This is a genomic window from Maribacter sp. Asnod2-G09, from assembly GCF_045063795.1.
In the GTDB taxonomy this organism is placed as follows: domain Bacteria; phylum Bacteroidota; class Bacteroidia; order Flavobacteriales; family Flavobacteriaceae; genus Maribacter.
In genome coordinates, this window is the sequence record NZ_JBEFOA010000005.1 from 412,872 (window position 1) to 436,894 (window position 24,023).

Annotated in this window: 20 protein-coding genes; 12 read left to right on the forward strand and 8 right to left on the reverse strand. The window is 36.3% G+C overall.

The annotated features are described in order from the left end of the window. Together ACJJVT_RS13930 and ACJJVT_RS13935 are read right to left on the reverse strand one after the other, a co-directional pair. Positions 1-2,442 carry an energy transducer TonB gene (locus ACJJVT_RS13930; RefSeq protein WP_405399488.1) on the reverse strand — a complete coding sequence of 814 codons (2,442 nt, stop codon included), beginning with the start codon at positions 2,440-2,442 and terminating at the stop codon, positions 1-3. Next, positions 2,439-2,801 carry a BlaI/MecI/CopY family transcriptional regulator gene (locus ACJJVT_RS13935; RefSeq protein ID WP_405399490.1) on the reverse strand — a complete coding sequence of 121 codons (363 nt, stop codon included), beginning with the start codon at positions 2,799-2,801 and terminating at the stop codon, positions 2,439-2,441. The genes ACJJVT_RS13930 and ACJJVT_RS13935 overlap by 4 nt, the downstream gene beginning before the upstream one ends. Before the next feature lie 144 nt (positions 2,802-2,945). On the opposite strand from ACJJVT_RS13935, the gene ACJJVT_RS13940 reads away from it, so the two are divergent. Continuing rightward, positions 2,946-3,461: a DUF456 domain-containing protein gene (locus ACJJVT_RS13940; RefSeq protein ID WP_405399492.1), complete on the forward strand. Its 516-nt coding sequence runs from the start codon at positions 2,946-2,948 to the stop codon at positions 3,459-3,461. Between the two features lie 8 nt (positions 3,462-3,469). On the opposite strand, the gene ACJJVT_RS13945 is transcribed toward ACJJVT_RS13940, so the two are convergent. After that, positions 3,470-4,027: a nitroreductase gene (locus ACJJVT_RS13945; protein ID WP_405399494.1), complete on the reverse strand. Its 558-nt coding sequence runs from the start codon at positions 4,025-4,027 to the stop codon at positions 3,470-3,472. 175 nt (positions 4,028-4,202) lie between these two features. Beyond that, positions 4,203-5,090: a LysR family transcriptional regulator gene (locus ACJJVT_RS13950; RefSeq protein ID WP_405399495.1), complete on the reverse strand. Its 888-nt coding sequence runs from the start codon at positions 5,088-5,090 to the stop codon at positions 4,203-4,205. Positions 5,091-5,174: 84 nt separating this feature from the next. On the opposite strand from ACJJVT_RS13950, the gene hutH reads away from it, so the two are divergent. The 4 genes from hutH to hutG all read left to right on the forward strand — a co-directional run bounded on the left by hutH (position 5,175) and on the right by hutG (position 11,199). Further along, a complete protein-coding gene (gene hutH / locus ACJJVT_RS13955; protein ID WP_405399496.1) occupies positions 5,175-6,749 on the forward strand; it encodes a histidine ammonia-lyase in 1,575 nt (524 codons plus the stop codon). 4 nt (positions 6,750-6,753) lie between these two features. After that, a complete protein-coding gene (gene hutI / locus ACJJVT_RS13960) occupies positions 6,754-8,001 on the forward strand; it encodes an imidazolonepropionase (RefSeq protein WP_405399498.1) in 1,248 nt (415 codons plus the stop codon). A gap of 64 nt (positions 8,002-8,065) precedes the next feature. Beyond that, a complete protein-coding gene (locus ACJJVT_RS13965) occupies positions 8,066-10,066 on the forward strand; it encodes a urocanate hydratase (protein WP_405399500.1) in 2,001 nt (666 codons plus the stop codon). 176 nt (positions 10,067-10,242) lie between these two features. Then, a complete protein-coding gene (gene hutG / locus ACJJVT_RS13970; protein ID WP_405399502.1) occupies positions 10,243-11,199 on the forward strand; it encodes a formimidoylglutamase in 957 nt (318 codons plus the stop codon). A gap of 183 nt (positions 11,200-11,382) precedes the next feature. Here the strand turns inward: hutG and ACJJVT_RS13975 are convergent, their stop codons facing one another. Together ACJJVT_RS13975 and ACJJVT_RS13980 are read right to left on the reverse strand one after the other, a co-directional pair. Further along, positions 11,383-11,736 (reverse strand): pyruvate kinase, encoded by a 354-nt coding sequence (locus ACJJVT_RS13975; RefSeq protein ID WP_324023991.1) that lies wholly within the window; start codon positions 11,734-11,736, stop codon positions 11,383-11,385. A 104-nt stretch (positions 11,737-11,840) separates the two neighbouring features. After that, entirely contained in the window at positions 11,841-12,299 is a 459-nt protein-coding gene (locus tag ACJJVT_RS13980; RefSeq protein WP_299325369.1) for a small multi-drug export protein, read from the reverse strand. A gap of 235 nt (positions 12,300-12,534) precedes the next feature. On the opposite strand from ACJJVT_RS13980, the gene ACJJVT_RS13985 reads away from it, so the two are divergent. Next, a complete protein-coding gene (locus tag ACJJVT_RS13985) occupies positions 12,535-13,926 on the forward strand; it encodes a Gfo/Idh/MocA family protein (RefSeq protein ID WP_405399505.1) in 1,392 nt (463 codons plus the stop codon). On the opposite strand, the gene ACJJVT_RS13990 is transcribed toward ACJJVT_RS13985, so the two are convergent. Continuing rightward, positions 13,927-14,400 (reverse strand): Lrp/AsnC family transcriptional regulator, encoded by a 474-nt coding sequence (locus ACJJVT_RS13990; protein ID WP_073242201.1) that lies wholly within the window; start codon positions 14,398-14,400, stop codon positions 13,927-13,929. Between the two features lie 533 nt (positions 14,401-14,933). Between ACJJVT_RS13990 and ACJJVT_RS13995 the strand changes: the two genes are divergently transcribed. The 4 genes from ACJJVT_RS13995 (at position 14,934) to ACJJVT_RS14010 (ending at position 20,954) form a co-directional block, all read left to right on the forward strand. Then, positions 14,934-17,897, forward strand: coding sequence for a TonB-dependent receptor (locus tag ACJJVT_RS13995; protein ID WP_405399506.1), 2,964 nt, complete (start codon positions 14,934-14,936; stop codon positions 17,895-17,897). A 28-nt stretch (positions 17,898-17,925) separates the two neighbouring features. Next, positions 17,926-18,429, forward strand: a complete 504-nt coding sequence (locus tag ACJJVT_RS14000; protein ID WP_405399508.1) for a hypothetical protein — start codon at positions 17,926-17,928, stop codon at positions 18,427-18,429. Positions 18,430-18,457: 28 nt separating this feature from the next. Continuing rightward, positions 18,458-19,648, forward strand: a complete 1,191-nt coding sequence (locus ACJJVT_RS14005; protein ID WP_405399510.1) for a pyridoxal phosphate-dependent aminotransferase — start codon at positions 18,458-18,460, stop codon at positions 19,646-19,648. Positions 19,649-19,766: 118 nt separating this feature from the next. Next, positions 19,767-20,954, forward strand: a complete 1,188-nt coding sequence (locus ACJJVT_RS14010; RefSeq protein ID WP_405399511.1) for an AEC family transporter — start codon at positions 19,767-19,769, stop codon at positions 20,952-20,954. 3 nt (positions 20,955-20,957) lie between these two features. Here the strand turns inward: ACJJVT_RS14010 and ACJJVT_RS14015 are convergent, their stop codons facing one another. Beyond that, a complete protein-coding gene (locus tag ACJJVT_RS14015; RefSeq protein WP_405399512.1) occupies positions 20,958-22,310 on the reverse strand; it encodes a Gfo/Idh/MocA family protein in 1,353 nt (450 codons plus the stop codon). 143 nt (positions 22,311-22,453) lie between these two features. Between ACJJVT_RS14015 and ACJJVT_RS14020 the strand changes: the two genes are divergently transcribed. Further along, positions 22,454-23,332, forward strand: a complete 879-nt coding sequence (locus ACJJVT_RS14020; protein WP_405399514.1) for an NDP-sugar synthase — start codon at positions 22,454-22,456, stop codon at positions 23,330-23,332. Between the two features lie 266 nt (positions 23,333-23,598). Beyond that, positions 23,599-23,964, forward strand: a complete 366-nt coding sequence (locus ACJJVT_RS14025; protein ID WP_405399516.1) for a DUF7009 family protein — start codon at positions 23,599-23,601, stop codon at positions 23,962-23,964. Positions 23,965-24,023: the final 59 nt, after the last annotated feature.

Here is a 24,023-nt window from a genome sequence, read left to right on the forward strand (position 1 = left end):
TTACTTTTTAATTCTAATTTCAACTACTCCATTTCTACCTTCTTCACCATATTTATCTATTGATTTTTGGTCTTTAAGAATAAAAATACTTTCTATAGTATTTGGATCAATAGCTTCCATTTCTAGTTTAGTGATTTTTCTATCATTAACATAGTACATGGGTTCCACCTCACTTTCTTTCGAAATTTCAGAAACCATGTTGACTGTACTACCTTCTTGTAATTTAAAATTAACAGGAATAGAAAAAGGAACATTTACTGCTTTACCAGATTGTTTACCAGGAATCATCTTTGGCAACCTTTTTATGATACGTTCCACCTCATCTTCCAATAGCTTATCCGGACCACGCATTTTAATATTTTCAATAACGCCTTCTGAAGTAATTAAAAATATAGCACTAACTCGACCCTCTATATTCGCATCTCTAGCTGCTTTTGGATAATTAAAATGTTTACCAATATGTTGTTGCATTTTTTCATTAAAGCAAGCACGTTTATCATCTGCATCTTCACAACCAGGAAAAATCGGAACCTCATCAACTACAGCGAAAGGAACATCATTCTCATTTCCGTATGTTTTTTCATCTAGTATTGAACTATCACTATCATCTAATTTGAATTGAATAGGAATAGAAAATGGAACATTAACCGCTTTACCAAATTGTTTACCAGGTTTCATTTCTGGTAACTTCTCAATAATGCGCTCTACCTCATCTTCTAATAATTTATCAGGACCACGCATTTTAATATTTTCAATTTTACCCTTTGAAGAAATAATGAACATGGTACTTACTCGCCCTTCTATATTAGCATCTTGGGCAGCTTGCGGATAATTAAAATGCTTACCAATATGCCGCTGTATTTTCTCATTAAAGCAAGCACGTTTATCGTCTGCATCTTCACAACCAGGAAAAATTGGGACTTCCTCAACTACTGCAAAAGCAACGTCGACATCACCCAAGTCTTCAAATTCTTCTTGCGTTACAATCTGCACTCTTTGAGACACAATGCTTCCTCTTAAATCTTTAATATCTGTCTTTATTAAAAATGAATTGGAATCATCACTAATTATAATACTACTTTTGTAAAAAGGTTCATTTTCAAGTTTGGTTAATAATTCATTAAACTTTTGTAATTCATTTGAACTTAACTCTTCTATATTATCTACTTTGAACTCTATATAATCCGATGGATGAGCTCCCAAACTAAAATCATAATAAGCAAATTGCTTCTCAAATGAATTAACCGACATTTTTAAATTATTATCAATTGATTTATATGCATTTTTTTTATTTACATACCTATTATATCCTTCTGTAGAGGGTTGAACCAATGTCAATTTTACAGGTTCATCAGGATATATTTTAGTATATTCTATTAATCCTTCCTCTAAAGATTTATTCTGTAAAACCTCATAAAGAAAATATTCATTCTTAGTAAATGTTTGATTCATATCCCGATGTTTTTCAGTTAAACCAGAATTATATAAATAATATGTATCCAAATTATTCACTTTAATTTTATCCTTTATTTCTGAAATTAAAAGCTCATCATTTTTATTGATTTCCTGACTATCAGTTGTGGTCTTATTCATTTTACAACTAGTATACAACAGCATTCCCAATACCATTGGCACAAGCAGCAAATACTTCAACTGCCAGACTTTTTTTGATTTTGATTTTTGTAACATGATTATTCGTTTTTTGATTAATGATTTTGTGAAAAATTGATTGATGAATGATATATGTTCAGTTTGAAAAACCTGAGCCAGCAACTGCTCATAATGATCTGATTTATGCTCTTTTGTTACTTGGGCATCGGCAATAAACTCATGTAATTCTGAAATACGATTTTGATATACGTACACTAACGGATTAAACCAACCTACAATTCTCATAAACTCAAAGAATAACAAGTCGTACGTATGCCTTTGTTTTATATGTACCAATTCATGAGCTATTATGGTATCATGTTTCATCTTCAATACTTTATCTCCAATAAAAATGGATTTAAAGAACGAAAAAGCAATATTGCTGTTTGCTATAACAATCTGGGTAAACAAAGGATAAGTAATCTTCTCCCCACTTTTTCGCAAGAGATATAATTGTCTAATTTTTAATCCGAATAACACCATTGCTACAAGCATTCCACCATACAGCACTCCTTCTTGCCAAGTAATATTCAAGCCCGATGATTCTTGAACCTGTACTACTACATCTGTATTTTGTAATCCCCATAAATACTCCGGGTATTGGGCAAATGTTTGTGGCACTTGCTGCTTAAAAGCTTCTATTTTTACCCAAGGTAATATCAAAGACAAAACAAAGGTTCCCATTAAATACACCCTATTCCATTGAAAAAAGGTTTCTTTCTTTAGAAAAAAGTCATAAATAACCAAGAAAAGAAGCTGAAAGGCGATGCACTCCAAAATATATTGTATCATGGTTTTTCCTTTTTAATTTCATTTAATACGGACTCTAATTCCGACAGGCTCATATCATTTTTCTTCATAAAAAATGATACCATACTTTTAAATGAACCTTGAAAATAACCGTCTACCAATTTGTTGATGGACTGATTACTGTAATCTGATTTCTGCACCAAAGGGAAATACAAATACCCTTTACCTAGCTGTTCATGATCTACAAAACCCTTACTTTCTAGAATTCTTACAATAGTAGAAACAGTATTATAAGCCGGTTTTGGCTCCGGTAATTTTTCTATGATCGATGCTACGTTACATTTCTGCAATTCCCACAATACAATCATTACTTCTTCCTCTGCTTTTGTCAACTGTTTCATTCAACTAATCTTTTAGTTCTACGGTCAAATATAACTAAATATTTAGTTCAAACTAATTTTATAGTTGAAAAAATTAAAATTGACCTTTGATGATGTAACAAATGCGACCTATATTAGTCTTATAAGCAACACTTACTATTTACAATGGATATATTTTTATTAGTTCTAGGCTTTATTTTAATGCTTGTAGGCATTTTAGGTAGCTTTTTACCCGTTTTACCCGGACCACCAATTAGTTGGGTAGGTCTGTTGTTATTGTACTCTACCAGTGCAATTACCATGAACTGGACATTCTTAGGTATTACACTAGCTATAGCTTTAATAGTTTTCGGATTAGATTATGTGATACCTGCCATTGGAACAAAAAAATTTGGAGGCACAAAAGCAGGAGTTATAGGCACCACCGTAGGATTGTTAGTTGCCTTAATATTTCCTATACTAGGACCATTCGGAATTATTGTATGGCCTTTTGTTGGTGCTTTAGTGGGAGAATTATTAAATAAGGCAGACAAAAAAACCGCTACAAAAGCGGCTTTTGGTTCCTTTTTAGGATTTTTAACGGGTACTTTTTTGAAATTTATGGTCGCTATTGTTTATCTAGGACTTTTCATTTCAAAAGCTTGGGAGCATAGTAATGCCTTATTTCCTTTCTTTAACTAATGGAGTAATTACTCCGATATCCATTCGATTTTAGTTGCAATAGGCTCGCGTTTACCGTCGGTCAATTCGCCATCGAAATTACCCATGTAGAAAAATCCTAAACATTTTTCACCATCGGCTAAGCTTAAAAACTCACCCATGTGTTTTATGAGTCCCGGTGAAGACCAATACGACCCAATGCCCATATCCGTGCACTGCAACCACATATTCTGAACTGCCATAGCTACTGCAGCTACCTCTTCCCATTCTGGTATAGATTCAATAGGATCTCTTTGCATGCAAATCGCAATAATTGCACCCGCCATTTTAGGGTTCTCTTGCAATTTCTTAATCTTCATTGCTTTTGGCTTAGGATCAAGCTCTTCATATTTTTTAGATAAAAAAGTACCTAGTCTACCTTTTGCTTCCCCTTGAATCACTTTAAATCGCCATGGCTCTGTACACTTATGGTTTGGAGCCCAATTTGCCGCTTCTAACACCTTCTCTATATCTGCCTTCGCAATTGGTGTATCATTATACTGTACCGGAAATACCGATCGTCTCTTTTTAATTATATCTAATATCATTGTGTCGTTATTCGTTATTCGTCAATCGTTCTTCGTGTGTTCGTTATTTATTTATTCGCCAAGCGCAGCAAGCTCTATTTTCTCTTTTCTATTCTCTATTCTCTATTCTCTCTTTTATAATCAAAGTAAAATTAAGATTTGAAAAGCTCATTCTATGTTAGATAAGTATTAAAACTTATCCTTCCAACAACAACTCCATACAATTCTTAAGAACCGGGTTGGTATGTTCCTTTTTCCAAATAACAGATAATTCTGCTCGCTGGGGTATATCTTTTAACTCCACAAACTTCACTCGCATTTGAAATCCGTTTTGTAAAGATGTTGGTACAATGGCAATACCCATATGATTTTCAACTAACTTAAAAATAGTGTGGGCATGAACCGATTTATGTGAGACTTTAGGTGCAAAACCGGCATCTTGACAAATACTCATGATCGTTTCATAATACAGCGGACTATATGCCTGACTGAATAAAATAAAATCTTCATGCGCAAATCGTTGCATTCCATCAAACTCCCTTGTCAGCATCGGGTATCTTTCTGGCAACACCAATGAGAAAGTATCGGTAAAGACCGTTTTCATTTCTAAGGTACTCGGCACTCTAGACACACGCACAAAACCCATATCTAATTGATCATTTAATACTGCATCTACTTGGGCAAAATTTGATAGCTCTTCTAAAGATGTTTTCACCTTCGGATATTTCTCTTTTATTACCAATAGCAGTTCTGGAATCACCTGCTGCATAGCCGAACCTAAAAACCCAATTCGTAACTCACCACTATTACCATCCCCCACCAACTTTAATTGCCGTTCTACTTTTTCCATATGGTTAAATATGAACTCGACTTCCTTTTTTAAGTAGTGCCCTGCAGGCGTTAACGCCACTTTTTTCTTATTTCGCTCAAACAGTTGAGTCTCTAGAATCTCTTCCATCTGTTTTATCTGCCTGCTGAGTCCCGGTTGCGAAATAAATAATTTTTCTGCAGCCTTTCTAAAGTGTAATTCTTGCGCTACTGCTAGAAAATAAGTTAAATGACGTAATTCTATCTGATTACTCATAGTTATGGATTGATGATAAAATTGATATTACCAAGTATCAAAAATAGGTATTAATTTTAATTAGAATATTCAAGACCGAAAGCTATGAGCAAACAGACGTTTAAATTGGGCGAAGATTGGCTAACAGCCGGTAAAGCAATACAAATTGTTCATGGTGAATATTCTACCATACTTTCTGAAGCTACAGAACATAAAATAACCGCAAGCTGGAAAATTGTACAGAACATTGTAGATAAAGGTCACCCAGTATATGGTATAAACACCGGGTTCGGTCCCTTATGTACCACCAAAATATCTAAGTCAGAAACCAATATTTTACAAACCAACATACTTCAAAGTCATAGTGTAGGCGTTGGCGAACCTATCGCAAAAGACATTGCTAAATTGATGCTGATCTTAAAAGCGCAATCACTTGCAAAAGGATATTCGGGTATTGCATTGAACACTTTAAACCGAATTATCTGGCATATAGAAAACGATGCAATTCCTATAGTTCCCTCACAAGGTTCTGTTGGTGCATCTGGTGATCTGGCTCCGCTTTCTCATTTATTTTTACCACTTATTGGTTTAGGTAAGGTAGAATACAAGAATGAAACCATAACTACTGAAACCCTTTTCAAAAAAATAGGATTAGCACCAATCGCTTTAGGTCCGAAAGAAGGGCTAGCACTTATAAACGGTACACAATTTATAGCGGCACATGCCGTAAAAGTGGTAGCACAATTACATTCTATTTTAGCTCAGGCCGATGTTATTGGCGCCATGATGATAGAAGGTTTACAAGGTTCTGTAAAACCATTTTACAATGAACTTCATGCACTGCGCCCATTTAAAGGAAACGTGCATGTGGCAAAACGCGTAAAGAAATTATTGAAGGGTTCAGAAATTATGGAAGCCCACGTAGATTGCGAAAAAGTACAAGACCCCTACTCCATCCGCTGTATTCCCCAAGTTCATGGAGCTTCACGAACAGCTTGGTTACATTTAAAAGAATTATTAGAAGTCGAGTTAAATTCGGTTACCGACAATCCCGTAATTATAGATGAAGAATTGACCATTAGTGGTGGTAATTTTCACGGTCAGCCATTAGCAATGGCACTAGATTATGCTTGTTTGGCAGCATCTGAAATCGGTAATATATCTGACCGTCGCATTTATTTATCCTTAGAAGGTAATAGTCCCGGTGTTCCAAAATTACTGATGAACGACACCGGTATCAATTCCGGGTACATGATTTTACAATACACTACCGCAGCATTGGCAAGTGAGAATAAGGGACTTTGCTTTCCGTCTAGCGCAGATAGCATTCCTACATCCTTAGGTCAAGAAGACCATGTGAGTATGGGGTCTATTGGTGGTAGAAAAGCATTACAGGTAATTGGTAATGTTGAGAAGATATTGGCAATTGAATTACTGACCGCTGCCCAAGCTTTTGAATTTAGAAAGCCGTTGAAATCGGGTATTTATTTAGACGAGGTACATAATGCTGTTCGCGAGCAAGTAGCTTTTGCAAGTAAAGACCGCGTATTTGCAAATGATATTGAAAAAGGTATTGCCATGATAAAAGATCAGACAATACTAAAAGTTATAGACCGCGTGCAAGCCGAACATAGCATATCTTTAAAAACAAAACACTCAGAAGAGTTCGAAAACTACTAGTTGTATGAAAAAGAGAACACTAATTGGTCCGTTTAAACAGATACTACCCATGACGGGAATAAATCTCAAAGGAGCCATTTCTGACCATGAACTTGAGGTGATTGTTGACGGCGGAATTTTAATCGAAGACAACCTCATCTTAGCCACAGGGAATTTTGAAGATTTAAAATTGAAATATCCAGAAGCAGGTGTTCAATTGCTAAAAGGAAACCATGTTTGTGTACCAGGTTTCGTTGATGCTCATACCCATATTTGTTTTGGCGGGTCTCGTGCTAAAGATTACGCCATGCGAAATGCAGGAAAATCATATTTAGAAATTGCACATTCTGGTGGTGGCATTTGGGATACCGTTACCCAAACCAGAAAAGCAAGTATTGAGGAGTTAACGAAAAGCACTATAAAAAGGGCGAATCGTCATCTTAAAAATGGAACGACTACCCTAGAGGTTAAAAGCGGCTACGGACTAACAGTTAGAGAAGAGCTGAAAATGCTACGTGCTATTAAAGGAGCCAATGAGCAAGCATTGCCAGAATTAATTTCTACTTGCCTTGCAGCGCATATGCTACCCAAAGATTTTGATGGCTCAGAGAAGGAATATTTAAAAATGATTTCTAAGGAGTTATTCCCCATTCTTAAAGAAGAAAAACTTGCGAATCGTATTGATGCGTTCATTGAGCAAAGTGCTTTTTCTGCGGATGATATACAGGCATATTTTTCAAAAGCTAGTCAGATGAATTTTGACATTACCGTGCACGCAGACCAATTTTCTGCAGGTGGTAGTAAAGTAGCAGTTGAGTTTAATGCGATAAGCGCAGATCATTTAGAAGCAAGCGGAAATACAGAAATAGAATTATTAGCACATAGCGAGACTATTGCAGTAGCACTACCAGGAGCTTCCTTAGGTTTAGGATACGATTTTACTCCTGCTCGAAAGTTATTAGATGCAGGTGCAGCCCTTGCCATTGCAAGTGACCACAACCCTGGATCTGCACCAATGGGCGATTTACTGACACAAGCCAGTATTCTTGGAACATTTCAAAAATTAACGAATGCCGAGGTCTTGGCAGGAATCACTTTTAGAGCTGCAGCAGCATTGAAACTAGAAGATCGCGGAAAATTGGAAGCGGGACTACTAGCGGATTTAGCCGTTTTTCATTCAGATAATTATCAAGATATTCTGTACAATCAAGGAAATCTAAAACCGTGTATGGTTTGGAAAAATGGAGAGTTGGTTTTTGATCGACATAAGTAATTGTTGGTTGTTGGAAAACAAACCTCTAGATCCAAAACCAAATAAATTTATTTAAAAATTAAAGATGGATTTTAAAGCACAGATACAGATTGGTATACCAACAGAACTTCCTCCAAAAAAGGAGCGTTCTTCAGCGGTTAGTCACGCGCCAAACCGAAAGCAAATACTATCTAAAGAAGAGAAGCAATTGGCAATTAGAAATGCGTTACGTTATTTTCCGGCGGGCTGGCATGCGGTATTGGCTCCTGAATTTGCAGAGGAATTACAGACCTATGGTAGAATCTATATGTATCGCTTTCAACCCTCTTATGATATGCATGCCCGAGCTATATCGGCATATCCGGCGCAGACGAATCACGCTGCCGCAATAATGCTTATGATTCAAAATAATCTAGACCCAGCAGTAGCGCAGCATCCTCAAGAATTGATTACTTATGGTGGCAATGGTGCTGTTTTTCAGAATTGGGCACAGTACTTATTGACCATGCAGTACCTGTCAGAAATGACTAACGAGCAGACCTTACATATCTATTCTGGTCACCCTATGGGTTTATTTCCCTCATCAAAAGAAGCACCTAGAGTTGTGGTTACTAACGGAATGATGATTCCCAATTACTCCAAACAAGATGATTGGGAAAAATACAATGCGCTTGGCGTAACGCAATACGGTCAAATGACGGCAGGAAGTTACATGTACATTGGTCCGCAAGGCATCGTTCATGGTACTGCAATTACAGTAATGAACGCATTTAGAAAGGTTTTAAATACGGATGAAAATCCCAATGGAAAAATATTCTTAACTGCAGGATTAGGCGGAATGAGCGGTGCACAACCAAAAGCTGGTAACATAGCCGGATGCATTACCATTTGCGCAGAAGTGAATCCGCTTGCGGCAAAGAAAAGACATGAACAAGGTTGGGTAGATGAATTGATTACTGATATAGATGTTTTAGTAGTAAGAACAAAAGAAGCCACTTCTAATAACGAAGTCGTATCTCTTGCTTTTATTGGCAATGTGGTCGATGTATGGGAACGTTTTTATACAGAAGAATTATTCATTCACTTGGGATCTGATCAAACCTCTTTGCATAATCCGTGGGCAGGAGGTTATTATCCTGTCGGTTTGACTTTTGAAGAATCTAACAAAATGATGAATCAGGATCCTGACCCCTTTAAAACAAAAGTGCAAGAATCGTTGCGCAGGCATGCAGATGCTATTAATCAACATACAGCAAAAGGAACCTATTTCTTTGATTATGGCAATGCCTTTTTATTGGAAGCATCAAGAGCAGGTGCCGATGTTATGGCTGAGAATACTATAGATTTCAAGTACCCGTCGTACGTTCAAGATATTTTAGGCCCCATGTGTTTCGATTACGGATTTGGACCATTTCGTTGGGTATGCTCCTCTGGCACCTCAGAAGATTTAAGCACAACCGATGCCATTGCCCTACAGGTATTAAAAGAAATAAAAAAAGATGCTCCGGCAGAAATTCAACAGCAGCTATCAGACAATATCAAATGGATCTCTGAAGCGGAACAAAACAAGCTAGTAGTTGGTTCTAAAGCACGAATTTTATATGCAGATGCTGAAGGCAGGGCAAAAATAGCACTGGCTTTCAACGAAGCCATTGAAAATGGAAAATTAAGCGCTCCAATAATTTTAGGTCGTGACCATCATGATGTTAGTGGTACAGATTCACCTTACCGAGAAACCAGTAATATTTATGACGGAAGCAAGTTTACTGCGGACATGGCCATACACAATGTCATTGGTGATAGCTTTAGAGGTGCAACCTGGGTATCTATACACAATGGCGGCGGAGTTGGTTGGGGAGAGGTTACTAATGGCGGTTTTGGTATGGTACTGGACGGATCAAGCGATGCCGAACGTAAATTACAAAACATGCTTTTCTATGATGTCAATAACGGAATTGCAAGACGTAGTTGGGCAAGGAACAAAGAAGCCATGTTTGCCTTACAAAGAGAAATGGAAAGAACAAAAACCTTAAAAGTTACCGTACCAAATTTGGTTGACAATAAGCTTTTAGATGACTTATTTTAAGATGGTTATAATTGTGCTATAGGTATAAAAATTAACTCAATCCCTTTTTAACATTTTTAAAATGTAAGATTAGTATTACTTTTTCGTTCTGTTATCAGAATAATATAAAATCTTAAAGTTCCCCCGAATTTTAAGAAATTCAAGATTTTATAATTCCATCAAATTTTAAGGATTATATGTCAAACTATAAGTTAGCGAATAAAGAAAATTGGAAAGGACGTTCTTCTGAGAAGGAGCTCTATTTACACGAGAAAGTACAATTCTCAAACATTTACGAGCCTGTTACAACTTCAGAAAACACAAGAATTGCTTTATTGGGCTATAGTAGTGATGAAGGAGTGGAGAGAAATTTAGGCAGGGTTGGCGCAGCTATGGGTCCCGATACTATTCGTAAGCAATTGGGTAAAATGGCTAATCACCTTAAATCTAACACTCAATTAATAGATTTCGGAAATTTAGAATGTAAAGATGAAAATCTAGAAAAATTACAAGCAGATTTATCTTCGAGCGTAAGCACTTTGATTGAAAATAGAACCATCCCTATTGTATTGGGTGGCAGCCATGATCTTGCTTACGGTCATTATAACGGCCTAGTTACTCATCTAAAAAGTGGCGAAAAGCTAGGCATCATAAATTTCGACGCTCATTTCGATTTAAGAGCAAATACTAATGGTAATAATTCGGGCACACCATTTTATCAAATTGCAGTAGAACAAGAAGCCAAAAATGAAGATATAAAGTATATGGCTCTGGGTATTCGAAAAGATGCGAACACTAAAGAACTGTTTGACTTTGCCGAATCAAAAAAAGTAAACTATCTACTTCAGGAACATTTCAGTATAAATTATTTAGAGCACGTGCAACTGCGGCTTATTCAATTTATGGAAGATGTAGATTATATATACACTACTATAGACCTTGACGGATTTTCATCTGCCTTTGCACCAGGTGTAAGTGCACCTTCACCAATGGGCTTTTTTCCAGATATTGTTATTGAAAGTTTAAAACTTATTATAGAATCGGGAAAATTAGTGGGATTAGATGTAGTAGAATTAAACCCCAATTACGATATAGATGACCAAACAGCAAAACTAGCTGCCTCTTTGGTTCATTACGTAATTCATAAGCTATAGGGTAAAAACAAAAAAAGCCTCCCTTAATGGAAAGCCTTTCATTGGGTTCTATCGATTAAATTCGATAAACACAATTGCCTCAAATCTCTTTGAGACACAACACAACACTGTAAAGGTAATAAAGCTTTTTAAATAAAAAAACGGTCTGTTCATTTCTTGTAACAACTATAGTCTTTCTGAATATTACTGACCTTCTTCAGTTTTAAACATCTTATAGATATGTTGTTTCTCTTTCAGGGTAAATTGTTTCTCTTCAAACCAGTCATGAATCCTTATTTTTTCATTTTCTATCTGGGCATTTCTAATTGCTTTTAAAGAAACAATATGCCAATGCGACCCTTTATTTCTATTCACAGAATAGCCAACATCTTCTATAATGTACGACTGTTTTGGTCTATTAATAAGACGTACTCCGTTTTTCAAAACCGCTAGGGTTTCGGTAAGTCGAACAACTTCAGAAAAAGAATATCTAGCGAAATCGTTAAAACCATTCTGCTCGACATTATATAATTTATCACCAATATTAAGGGTATCCATAGCTTCAAAAAACTACAAATTTAAAAGGCAAAGTTTGTTAATGAAATTTTTTACAGGTATAGTTATTCACAAAAAAAATGGATAAAAATATTTGCTTTCGGTTATTACGCCATACCCTTCATGGTCAACAAAGTAGTTGCCCAAACAATTAAAGAAGATAAAAATATACCGATGGTATTTGCTAAAAAGGCTTTCTTTCTCTCAATTTTAAAAAGATAACTGGCAATACTACCTGCATAAACTCCGGTACCTGGAACGGGTAACATTACGAAAAATATGAGTCCATAAAATCCGTATTTTTTAATCTGATTTCCAGAACCTGTTTTTGCTCGTCTTGCAACGAATAATGCATTTTTTTTATAGAAATGCCACCTAAGTAAATATCTATTTACGGTATTTAAGAAAAACATCATGATAGGAAACACCATTACATTAGCTAAAAAACAAACTATAAAAACCACATAAATATTCCCCCCCTGCAGAAGACCGTAGGGTATACCTACCTTAGCCTCTCCTAATGGGGAGATACTCCAAAGTGCTGCTATAAGTATATCTTTTAACAATTTTGTTTTTTTAAGCGAATGCAAAATTACGTTGTTCTAGAAAAATTTAGTGCCATTTAAATCATAAATGTTGCCAATTGGTCAATTATACAGGTGAATGACCATAAATTACGTAGCGTGGACTTTAAGAATATTAAGATTCCAAGATTATGCTTCAACTGCATATACCTAAGACCATAATTATTTGGTATTTTTAATAGCTTACAACAACAACTAATTTCAACGCTTACCCATCATGACAAAAAAGAATTCTAGAAGGTCGTTTATTAAACGAGCTTCAATTACCTCTGCCGCATTGAGCACAACTCCATTTCTTCTTGCAGCATCAAAAAATGAACCTCAGCTTTTACATAGAAATTATACATTTCAAGACTTTGGTATTAATGACCAAATTAACATAGCCCTTATAGGCACAGGTATTCAAGGTATTTATGACACACAGGCAGCTTTACAAGTTGATGGTATAAAATTAGTAGCCGCATGTGATTTATATACGGGCAGACTTGACCGAGCAAAAGAGCTGTGGGGGCAAGATATTTTTGTAACAAGAGATTACCGAGAAATTTTAAATAGAAAAGATATTGATGCAGTTTTAATTGCTACACCCGATCATTGGCACCAAACGATTACCGTAGCCGCATTAAAAGCAGGCAAGCATGTGTATTGCGAAAAGCCTATGGTTCAAAATTTCAATGAAGGTCAAGAAATCATCAAAGCACAACAAGATTCTGGTAAAATTTGTTTGATTGGTAGTCAAGGCATGGCATCATTAGGTAATGAAAAAGCAAAGGAACTTTATGAAGATGGAGCCATCGGTGATATTGTGATGTTAGACATGTATAATGACAGATATTCTGCCGAAGGTGCTTGGCAATATCCAATACCTACAGATGCTAGCTCTAAGACTGTTGATTTTGATACTTTTTTAGGAAACGCACCAAAAGTCCCTTTTGATAACAATCGGTTTTTTAGATGGAGAAACTATCAAGATTATGGTACCGGTGAAGCCGGCGATTTATTTGTACATGCATTCTCTACCTTAAACTATGTAATAAGTTCAGACGGACCGAACAGAGCTTTAGCGACTGGCGGACTCCGATATTGGAAAGATGGTAGAGATGTACCCGGTGTTTCCATTACACTGTATGATTATCCAAAAACAGCAACCCATGCTCCTTTTAATGCCGCTTTTCGTATTAATTTCATTGCAGGAAGTGGTGGTGGTGGCGGATTTAAATTGATTGGCACCGAGGGCGAAATGGAAATAGGTCAGAATTCGGTTACTGTAAATCGCACTAAATTGGGTATGGAACCAAGCGGATATTCTATGATATCTTTTACAGAAGATATGCAAGCTAAAATTAGAAAAGAATATGCTGCTAAAAAATTAGATACTAGAGCAAGTAGCTTAGCTACAGGTACAACAACATGGGAAGCGCAACGAGATTATAAAGGAGCCCATTATGATCATTTCTTTAATTTCTTTACGAGTATTAGAACCAACGGAAAAGTAATACAAGATCCAAAATTCGGATTAAGAGCTGCAGGTGCGGCACTATTGGCAAATGAGAGTTATTCAAAAAAACAACCGGTAGACTGGGATCCTACAGAAATGAAATTACTATAATTAATCTTCTTCTACTTCAACGAATTGAATATGGCGTTCCAAATTCTCTTCTATTGATATAAAAGATTCTATACCACGTATACCTGAAATACTCAGAATTTCATCTTGATAAACTTGTTTGTAATGAAAGCTATCTCTAGCATGCATTTTTATAAAGATGTCATACTTACCGGTTACGTGGTGTATTTTAACCACCTCTTCGATTTCGTTTAACCGCTTCATCACTTTTTTAAATAGACTTATTTCGCTTAAGAAGATTCCTAAGAAAATAGTCATCTTCCAACCCATTTTAGCATAATCTAAACTTAAGGTCGCTCCAGTAATTAAACCCATTTCTCTCATCTTTCGCATTCGCATATGTACAGTACCCGGAGAAACAATCAATTTCTTGGCTACATCAGTATAGGGTGTCTGCGCATTTTCAGCTAAAATGTTTAAAATACTAAAATCAACTTGGTCTAATTTATTCCTCATTTGTACAAATCGTTTAAATGATTATTTCAATAATAGTTGAATTTTTATTGAACTATTATAAGGTTTTAACCCATTTTAACAAATTTAATTTATACTTATCTAATTTTTAGTAATAATATGACAATAAAATAGCCAATAATTAAGGTATTGTTTATTTTCCTCTGATCAAATTGATAAATGCATAAAAAGCACTATTCAGGGCAATATTATCACATAAATACATTTGTAATAAAATTGATTTATAAAACTGAATTATCGATAGCTTTTTATTAAAAAACTATCGATAATTCAAATTAACACCACACAACACCCTTAATTACAGGTGCTTACATTTTATTACAATTTTCATTTTTCTTTAACAATTTATAATATTGTCTAAGTCATTTAATCACCTAATAACATGATTTTTGACGTGTAAAGTTTCCGGAACTTTTCTTTTACGCATAATGTATTCCCCCATTAGTATTTCTGCTAACCACAGAAACGCTTTATAGGTAGGTGTACTATTGAGCAACAACTAAACTCACATGATTATGAAGAAAGTTCTAACATTATCCTTCTTGTTACTATGTACACTATTCGTAGCACAAGCACAGGAAATTACAATTAATGGTAAAGTATCAGATGCACAAGGTCCCTTGCCCGGCGTTAACGTTATGGTCAAAGGAACCACAAAAGGTGTTATCACCGATTTTGACGGGCTTTATTCCATTACCGCAGATAGCGACGCCACTTTAGTATACTCCTTTATAGGGTATGCCAAATTAGAAATACCGGTAAACAGTAAAACAACAGTTAATGCTATTCTTGTAGAATCTGCACAGCAATTGACAGAAACTATAGTAGTTGGATCAAGAGGACAAGCAAGAACAAAATTACAGACTGCATCTCCTGTAGATGTTATAAGCGTAAGTAAACAGGCCATTAACATGCCACAATTGGATGTTGGTCAATTACTTGTTGCTTCCGCACCATCGTTTACGGCCGTTAGATCACAGGGGGGTGACCTTAGTGCTTCGGTTACACCTCCTTCTTTAAGAGGCTTGGGTCCCAATCAATTATTGGTTTTAGTAAATGGTAAAAGACGCCATAGTGGAGCACAATTGATAAGTTCGGCAACAGGTGGGTCTGCAAATTCAGTTGATATGGATTTCATATCCTTAGATGCTATAGACCGTGTGGAAGTTTTACGAGACGGTGCCTCAGCACAATATGGTTCTGATGCTATTGCAGGGGTAATCAATATAGTTACCAGAAAAGGTACAGACAAATTCACAGCAAACTACACTGCCGGTTTTTATACCAATTCCAATCCAGATATCAGTGATTCTAATATTAGTGAATCTGACCAAGATTTGCTTAACGATACGGACGGAGCAGATGGTATAACACATCAACTTGGAATCAATTATGGTACCTCTTTTGAAAACGGAGGATATCTTAACGTTGCAGGAACCTATCGTCAAAATGAAGCAGCTATTCGCCCAAATATTAGCGGAGCAACACCTTATGGCGACTCTTATTTAAATAATGAACGAACAGATGCGCAGGGTAACCCTATAATAACTAATCCTGAATTATTGGCCGCACAAACAGCTGGAGATGCTGCACTTGCTACAGAATTACAGACAGATGCAGGTCTACTTGCCGCACGTGGCCTTACCGCGAGAGACATATCAACCTTTGCAGGTTTATCACCAAGTGTAATGGGCGTAGTTTCTTATGATTTAGAAATACCACTTTCTGAAATATCTGAAAGCAGCTTTTATTCCTTTGGTGATTTTGGGTATAAATCCGGTCAACTATTTGGATGTTTTTTTCGAAGATCAGCACAAACCGATCGTTTCAATTATGACCTGTATCCTAACGGTTTTAGACCACAAATGACCAATGATCAAACCAATTTGGCTTTTACAGGTGGTATTAAAGGAAAAGTAGGTGAATGGGACTTTGATTTTAGCAACACCTTTGGCACCAATACTCAAAGACTTGGACAATTTAATACGTTTAACGCCAGTTTACAATCCGCATCACCAACAGAAATAGATTTGGGTACGCACAAATTTACACAGAACACAACCAATTTTGACCTTTCTAGATACTATCCAGATTTCTTATCTGGTCTTAACATAGCAATTGGAGGAGAATTTAGAATTGAGAACTATATTATAGAAAGAGGGCAGGAAGAAAGTTACGCTGCAGGCGATGCAGGTGTTATTACCGCAACAGAAGACAATCAACAGCTTATTGGACCAGATGGTTTTCCTTTAGAAGGTTTGGACGGCAGTCCAATTGTTGATGCTAATGGAGATGCCCTAGTACTACCCTATGGTGGTGTTAGCTCTTATCCTGTACTACAATACAGTCCAAATTGTCAATGCTTTAGAGGTTTTGCACCTGAGAACGAGGCAAATGAGTTTCGCTCGGTTACTGGCCTTTATCTAGATCTGGAATTAGATGTTACAGACAAATGGTTTGTAAGTGGTGCGTTACGTACAGAACAATACTCAGATTTTGGCGGGGTTTTTACCGGAAAATTTGCTACTCGTTATTCTATTACAGATAATTTATCAGTTAGAGGATCAATCAGTAATGGCTTTAGAGCGCCATCATTACAAGAATTGAATTACTCACATACGTTTACCTTTTTTGTAGATTTAGAACCGTTTGATGGTACACTCTATCCAAATAGCAGTCAGGTCGCAAAAACTATTGGTATTCAACAGTTACAGGAAGAAAGATCTACAAACATTGGTTTAGGAATTACCGCAAAACTTTTTAATAAGTTAGACCTTAGTATTGATGCCTTTCAAATCGACATTAAAGACCGCTTGTTCAGTACTGGTAACTTCAGCGCAAATGACGCACCAGCTTTAGAACCACTTATAGGTGCTGGTTTAGCAAGTTTTAGAATCAACGGTGGTGATATCAGCACAAAAGGTATAGAAATAGTAGCTAACTACAGTGAAAAAGTTGGTGAAGGAATGTTGAATCTAAACGTATCCGGATTACTATCAGACAGAACCTTTGAAGGTGCAAACGTTCCTGACTTAAATACGGTTTTGACCGATCAAGAACTTGAAGACCTTTATATTGACCGTGCCGTAATAGGTGCCTATGAGCAAGGTGTTCCAAATACACAATTTATTGCATCTGCAACCTATAGCATAGGAAAATGGTCTGGAATGCTAAGAGGTAACTATTTTGGTGAAATCGCCAGAATAGATGACGGAATTGGCACCTTGACCGATGCTAACTTTCCAAATGTTGGAGAACAAGGTTATTCTGACCAAACATTTTCGGCTCAGGTTACCTCTGATTTAGGGATTACATATAAGGCTTCTGAGAACTTGGCCTTTACCCTTACCGGACAAAATATTTTCAATAATTATCCCGATTTATATCGATCAGAAGAAAGAGGTTTTTACCTATATGGTAATGCGCAACAAGGATCTCTAGGGGCTTTTTATTCAGTAAGGGCTACACTAAGCTTCTAATTGATGTTTAATATTAAAAATTAAGAAAATGATAAAGACATATATAAAAAAGTTAAGTGTATTAACGGTAATCTTAATAACATTCGGTTCGTGCGATTTAGAACGGCTAGATTCAGCTCAAGAGGTAGCCGAAGGTGGTGGCACCTTAGACACTTTTACAGCCTATACCGTAGATTCTACAGATCCAATGGGATCCAATGTTTTTGGAAGAATCGTATTCTGGAAAACAGATTTAGAGCAAACATTGGTACAGATATCAATGTACAATACCATAGAGGACACCTTTCACCCAGCAGTGCTTATTGATGGGGCCGTTGGCGTTGGTACTGCGGTTTTAACAACGTTGGATGATGTGGATGGATCCACAGGAGAACTTACTGAAAACAAGTTCTTTTTAATTACGGACACATCGTTCTACGACGGTCTAGAAACACTTGACGCCCATGTAAGCATTGCATTGAGCACAGACGATGACACTATTGTTGCCGAAGGAGATATAGGTGCCAATGCTACGCCGGTAGATTCAAATTAGAAATTTTTTAACTTAAATATAGCACAGTATGAAAACAAATGTAAACAGAAGAGATTGGCTTAAGAGAGGTGTTCTTACAGCAGCTGGTGTAATGGCAGCACCGTATTTGACCTATGGGGCTTTCCCGTCGCAACCTATTACGGTAGATGCAAAAGGAAACATCCCTTACACTCCGTTTTTTAAAGAGTATTTACCATATGCACCAACGCAACCTCTAGAGCTTGCGGCGAAATTAAATGCAAACGAAAATCCTTACGGTCCTTCACCTATGGCTGTTTCTGCTATGCAAGAATATGCACCAAAAGGAAACCGATATGCTTGGAAAGAGTTGTATCAGTTGATGGATAAAATCGCAGTTGAAGAAGGTGTCAAGCAAGAGAATATTATGATGGGTCCTGGTTCATCTGATCTATTAGAAAAAACTGCCATGGTTTTCTTTCAAAACGGAGGAAATATTGTTTCTGCAGACCCAGCATATATGTCACTGATCAAAGTTGCAGAAGCAACAGGCGCAACATGGAAACCGATTCCGCTTAAAAAAGATTGGTCTCACGATTTAGCAGCAATGGAAGCCGCTGTTGATGATGACACGAAGTTGGTTTATATCTGTAACCCTAATAACCCGACAGGAAGTATGACAGATCATGCAGAACTCGTTGATTTCTGTTCTCGTGTATCTGAAAAGACTCCGATTTTTGTTGATGAAGCTTACTTAGGCTTTTTAGACGATGCTGCTAAAAAGAGTATGGTATCGCTTATCAACGAAGGCAAAAATGTAATCATTGCGCGTACGTTCTCTAAAATACAAGGTATGGCAGGTTTACGTGTTGGTTACGTAGTTGCGCAACCAGAAACTTTAGACATCATACAAAAAATTACACGTGGTGGTATGGGTATATCGCTACCATCTGTATATGCTGCAATGGCAAGTATGGAAGATATTGCTTTCAAAGATAAATCTAGAAAATTGAATAAAGAATGTAGGGAATATGTGTATGAAAATCTTGATAGATTAGGTTTCGAATATGTGCCTTCATCTACAAGTTTTATCATTTTCCCAATTGAAATGGACGGTAAACCTTTCTTAGAAAAAATGACCGCCGAAGGTGTTGGTGTAAGAGCTTTTGAAATCTACGGAAAAAACTGGTGCCGTGTGAGCATGGGTACTATGGATGAAATGAAGTTGTTTACAGCTGCCCTTGAAAAAGTGCTAGTTTAAGTTTGAATTAGTCCAGGAGTTGGAAGATTGGATAATTGCCTTGACACAAAAATCCTGAATTCAACTCCTTCGGACTATTCATAATTCATCTATCTACTCAAACCAAAACACTCGAAAAATGAATTTTGCACTACAAAAAACCCTCGAATTAATACTTATTATAGGTCTTGGTGTACTTCTACAAAAGAAGGTAGCCAAGCAAGATTTAAAAGGTGTTAAAGTCCTTATTTTAAGTGTGGCATTACCAGCGACTATATTCGTAGCTCTCTTAAAAATAGAACTTAATGGAACCTTATTGGTTTTTCCGTTAGCAGCCTTAACTTTTAATCTTCTCATGTTATTGGCCACCAAATACTTTTTGGCCGCATCTTTACATAAAGAGGAAAAGAGTAAAAAACGGACCTTGATGATGCTTTTACCATCTACTGCACCTGGTCTTTCTTGCTTTCCATTTATTGTAGCTTACTTAGGTGATGATACCTTAGCATTGGCTGCACTTGCAGATATTGGAAATAAAATATTTGTTCTGATACTTCTATACATGCTAGCCATGCATTGGTATCGAAAAAATGCTGTTGTAGAAAAACAAGAATCTTCTTCAGCCAAATTAAAAGGACTGTTCATTTCTTTAATAAATGAACCTATAAACATCGTTATCGTAGTAGGCTTACTAATGTTAGGCTTTGGTTTGGACCTTTCTTCTTTACCTACATTCTTTCAGAATACAGCTTTGAGCATTAAAGATTTAATGACACCGTTGGTCCTGCTATTTATTGGTATGGCGGTTAGAATAAATAAAGGAGAGTTCAAACTGATAATTTCTATGCTGTTTCGTAGAATGGGACTTGCATTTTTATTAAGCGGTCTTTTTGCATATGCCATACCCGCTTTAACTCCGGCAATGATTTTACTGTTAGTGGTATTCCCACAAAGCGCATGTAGCTTTTGGCCATTTGCCCATATGAGTGCCATACAGTCAATGGAAGAAAAAGATAAACAACCCAACCCTACTTTTGATGTTAACTTCGGATTAAACATTTTAGCATGTTCACTACCATTTTCAACGCTATTAATTATAGGTATATTTTCATTTAGCGATTACTTTATTAATCCGATAACTTTGCTTGGGTTAGGCGCAATTATTTTAGCGATATCCTTTGCTCCAGACATTTTTAAAACAACCAGTTTCAGAGCAGATAGAGAGCGTAAAGTTGCACGAAAAAAATTAAAAAAGAAATCTAAAATGACCATTACAAAAGGTAATTACGAAGACGAAAAAACTTTGAACGAAGCCAAAGCCAGCTAAGACTTAATAGGTTTCTTTCATCCAATTATAAGGAGTTCTTTTCATCCAAAGGCCTCGAGTAAAATCAGGAAAATCTTGAGGCTCACCGTTATTCGCAATAGAAAGTTCAGAAAGTGGTGTTACCGCACTCCACGCCGCAGCATCATAAGCATCTAAAGGCGGTGCAATATTTTGCTTTGCTGATTCTACAAACGAATTCAGTACAAAAAAGTCCATTCCGCCATGACCGGCATTCAATGCATATTCGCCATATTTTTTCCAAAGTGGATGATCATAGGTGTCTAACCAGGGCTGTGCTTCATCCCATTGATGAGGTTCAGATTTTCCTTCCAGATAAATTCGACTACCGTCTACTTCCCAGAGTCCGTTAGCACCTTGCGCACGAAATCCTAAAGAATAAGGTCTAGGCAAATTACAATCATGTGTAATAATAATAGTTTCTCCATTTGCGGTATCTATAGTAGAAGTAATAACATCACCCTGTTTAAACTTCACTTTTGCATTAGGGTGTTCTTCCCCACCTTCTTTAACAATATAATTATGCAACCCAATACCTTTTGATGCATGCGAGGTCATTGACATAAAACGATTACCACGGTTAACATCTGCCATTACTGCAATAGGTCCTAAACCATGGGTTGGGTATACATCTGCATTACGTTTTACCGAATGCTCGGTACGCCATTTAGACTCTGATATTCCTTTCTCACCATACTCCACCCCTTTTCCATAAGCCGTTTTACCATCATTGAATTTTACATGTCGCAAATCATGCTGATAGCCACATCTATAATGTACCATTTCTCCAAATATATTTTGCTTTACCATATTCAGCACCGCCAAAACATCTCTACGATAATTCACGTTTTCTAAAATCATCATATGAGTACCTGTACGCTCATGGGTATTTACCAAATCCCAACATTCTTCTAAGGTATTAGAAGCAGATACTTCTACCCCGGCATATTTACCGGCTTCCATCGCATCGACCGTCATACGGGTATGCCATAACCAAGGTGTAGCAATAATAACGGCATCAACATCTGGCAACGCCAAAAGGTTCTTATAATCTAATTCATTTGCTCCAAATACTTTTGGGGTTTTACCCTTAGCATCGGCAATGTGCTTTTTAGCAATGGTTATTCTATCGGCATCAACATCACAAATAGCGGTAACATTCACATCTTTTCTAAGTAGTAAATTCTGTAAGTGGTTTGTACCTCTCAAGCCTACACCTATTAAACCAACATTAAGTTTATCAGCAGCACTAAAACTATTATGAGCAAAACCAGGCACTGCAAATAGTCCCATACCAGCTATTGATGTATTCTTAATAAAATTTCTTCTTGATGCCATGCGATGTGAATTTTATGAACTCTGAATTTATAAAAAGTTACCGACCCATATTAACTTATCATCAATTATAATGAGGATACCACCGATAATTTGTACGAATTTTAATCACATTCGCTATTTTTGCGCTGTAAATACAGAAAATTATGACATTACTTTTAATGGCTGCCGGTAGCGGTAGTAGATATGGAAAGCTTAAACAATTTGATGATTTAGGTCCTAATGGCGAGTTTTTAATGGAGTTTGCCATTTATGACGCCATCCAAAATAATTTTGAGCAAATTGTAGTTATTACCAAAAAAGAGAACGTTTCTTTTTTAGAAGAGCACCTTTCTAAAAGAATACCTAGTACTATAAAATTAAATGTTCTTGCCCAAGAACTTACAGATTTACCTGACGGAGTTACATTTACTGGTGAACGCAAGAAACCATGGGGTACGGCACATGCAGTTTGGACCGCAAGAAAAGTAATCGACGGACCATTTGTAGTTCTTAACGCTGATGATTTTTACGGACAATCTGCTTATAAAAAAGCAGCTGACTTCATGAAGTCAAATGATGAAGCTTATGCTCTTTTAGGATACACTTTAAAAGACACTTTATCTGAACACGGTTCTGTTTCTAGAGGTGTTTGTGAAGTAAACGGAGATAATTTAGTTTCTGTTCAAGAGCGTTTGAAATTGGTTCAAAAAGAGAACAACATTGTTGATGAAGATACCAACCTAGAGTTTACTGGTGATGAACAAGCTAGTATGAATTTTTGGGTATGTAGACCTTCAATCTTTGAAAAAATAGAATCTGAATTCAGAATTTTCTTGAAAGACGATGACCGTATTGCTAACAGCGAATTATACATTCCTTTAATGATACAAGAAATGCTTCAAGCAAAAGAGATCGAAGTAAAATGTATACCTTCTGGCGGAGACTGGTTTGGTGTTACGTATGCAAGTGATAAAGAAAAAGCAATGAACAGTTTAAAAGAAAAATCTGATTCAGGTAAATACCCTGCTCCTATTTGGAAATAAGACTTTCGTTAGTATAAGTTAAAACCCATTAGATATCTATTTAATGGGTTTTTTTATGTTGAAAAATGACCTAAACTAAAAAGAGTCCGATCTTAACAGACCGGACTCTTTTACGAGAACACTATATGAAAATGAAAAAATTTTAATTCGTTTTTTATAACACTGTAAATGTACAGGTAAGGTTAACTATTAGAAACAAATTGATGTCAACTACTCATTTTTTGTTGTCAGATGGTCTATTTTTGTTGTGAACTCAATTTATAGCTATGAAAATTAGAATAAAAGGTGATTCCGTTAGGTTTCGACTAACCCAATCAGAAGTTAAATCGCTTTCTACAAACGGCGAGATTTACGATAGTACTAATTTTGGAAGTCAAGTATTCAGTTACGGAGTTATTCTAAAAAGTAATGCCGATCAATTACATATTAGCTTTGAGAACAATCGAGTTATTTTAGAAATGCCAGAAGCTGTAGGTAAGGTATGGTTTGAAAATGATATCATCACCTATGACCATACCATGAAGACAGCTTACGGAAACGAGCTCTACTTACTTTTAGAAAAAGATTTTACCTGCCTTGATAATACAATTGAAGATCAGTCTGACAATTACCCAAACCCCAAGTTGAGTTAAAATCTAGTAAATCTCATTATTTTTAAGGTAGTTTTAATGAGTTTGATTGCTGTGGTTAC

What these genes read in the sequence shown, in the direction of transcription:
- ACJJVT_RS13930 (WP_405399488.1), bottom strand. Translation starts at nt 2,442, where the DNA reads ATGATACAATATATTTTGGAGTGCATCGCCTTTCAGCTTCTTTTCTTG.
- ACJJVT_RS13935 (WP_405399490.1), bottom strand. Translation starts at nt 2,801, where the DNA reads ATGAAACAGTTGACAAAAGCAGAGGAAGAAGTAATGATTGTATTGTGG.
- ACJJVT_RS13940 (WP_405399492.1), top strand. Translation starts at nt 2,946, where the DNA reads ATGGATATATTTTTATTAGTTCTAGGCTTTATTTTAATGCTTGTAGGC.
- ACJJVT_RS13945 (WP_405399494.1), bottom strand. Translation starts at nt 4,027, where the DNA reads ATGATATTAGATATAATTAAAAAGAGACGATCGGTATTTCCGGTACAG.
- ACJJVT_RS13950 (WP_405399495.1), bottom strand. Translation starts at nt 5,090, where the DNA reads ATGAGTAATCAGATAGAATTACGTCATTTAACTTATTTTCTAGCAGTA.
- hutH (WP_405399496.1), top strand. Translation starts at nt 5,175, where the DNA reads ATGAGCAAACAGACGTTTAAATTGGGCGAAGATTGGCTAACAGCCGGT.
- hutI (WP_405399498.1), top strand. Translation starts at nt 6,754, where the DNA reads ATGAAAAAGAGAACACTAATTGGTCCGTTTAAACAGATACTACCCATG.
- ACJJVT_RS13965 (WP_405399500.1), top strand. Translation starts at nt 8,066, where the DNA reads ATGGATTTTAAAGCACAGATACAGATTGGTATACCAACAGAACTTCCT.
- hutG (WP_405399502.1), top strand. Translation starts at nt 10,243, where the DNA reads ATGTCAAACTATAAGTTAGCGAATAAAGAAAATTGGAAAGGACGTTCT.
- ACJJVT_RS13975 (WP_324023991.1), bottom strand. Translation starts at nt 11,736, where the DNA reads ATGGATACCCTTAATATTGGTGATAAATTATATAATGTCGAGCAGAAT.
- ACJJVT_RS13985 (WP_405399505.1), top strand. Translation starts at nt 12,535, where the DNA reads ATGACAAAAAAGAATTCTAGAAGGTCGTTTATTAAACGAGCTTCAATT.
- ACJJVT_RS13990 (WP_073242201.1), bottom strand. Translation starts at nt 14,400, where the DNA reads ATGAGGAATAAATTAGACCAAGTTGATTTTAGTATTTTAAACATTTTA.
- ACJJVT_RS13995 (WP_405399506.1), top strand. Translation starts at nt 14,934, where the DNA reads ATGAAGAAAGTTCTAACATTATCCTTCTTGTTACTATGTACACTATTC.
- ACJJVT_RS14000 (WP_405399508.1), top strand. Translation starts at nt 17,926, where the DNA reads ATGATAAAGACATATATAAAAAAGTTAAGTGTATTAACGGTAATCTTA.
- ACJJVT_RS14005 (WP_405399510.1), top strand. Translation starts at nt 18,458, where the DNA reads ATGAAAACAAATGTAAACAGAAGAGATTGGCTTAAGAGAGGTGTTCTT.
- ACJJVT_RS14010 (WP_405399511.1), top strand. Translation starts at nt 19,767, where the DNA reads ATGAATTTTGCACTACAAAAAACCCTCGAATTAATACTTATTATAGGT.
- ACJJVT_RS14015 (WP_405399512.1), bottom strand. Translation starts at nt 22,310, where the DNA reads ATGGCATCAAGAAGAAATTTTATTAAGAATACATCAATAGCTGGTATG.
- ACJJVT_RS14020 (WP_405399514.1), top strand. Translation starts at nt 22,454, where the DNA reads ATGACATTACTTTTAATGGCTGCCGGTAGCGGTAGTAGATATGGAAAG.
- ACJJVT_RS14025 (WP_405399516.1), top strand. Translation starts at nt 23,599, where the DNA reads ATGAAAATTAGAATAAAAGGTGATTCCGTTAGGTTTCGACTAACCCAA.